This is a genomic window from Mycolicibacterium novocastrense, assembly GCF_001570485.1.
Lineage (GTDB): Bacteria > Actinomycetota > Actinomycetes > Mycobacteriales > Mycobacteriaceae > Mycobacterium > Mycobacterium novocastrense.
The window spans coordinates 1-368 of record NZ_BCTA01000097.1 but is presented as its reverse complement, the minus strand read 5'-3'; the positions used below and the strand labels follow the sequence as shown (position 1 = coordinate 368).

Here is a 368-nt window from a genome sequence, read left to right as displayed (position 1 = left end):
GGGCACCCACGACAACAGCGCTCTACGTCTATCATCCAGTCGTGTATTGAACGCCGATGGCGTCTTTAACGAATCTTCACATCCTCTTCATCAATTCGGTGGGTACCCGAGCGCACGGTGAAGACGGGAAGGAGACCGGATCCGACATGATGTGGTACTAGTGGACTTGCGGTGGGTGCCAGGTGGGTTTGGGCCCGGTCGCCGGGAATGCAGCGTGTGATGAGTGACCTCGTGGCATCGGGCGGCGGTTTGAGCAGACGGCGGTTTCTAGGGGCCACCGCTGCGGCTGGGATGGTGTTGGCGGGTTGCACGCGCTCAACCGACAGGACCGCGCAACCGGATCCGGTGGCGGTCGCTGAGTCGCGTCG

General features: G+C 62.2%; 1 protein-coding gene. It reads left to right on the top strand.

The window, feature by feature from the left end; all coding sequences use genetic code 11:
• Positions 1 to 207: 207 nt before the first annotated feature.
• A partial coding sequence (locus RMCN_RS32180; protein ID WP_131808622.1) for a twin-arginine translocation signal domain-containing protein occupies positions 208 to 368 on the top strand: 161 nt, incomplete at its 3' end.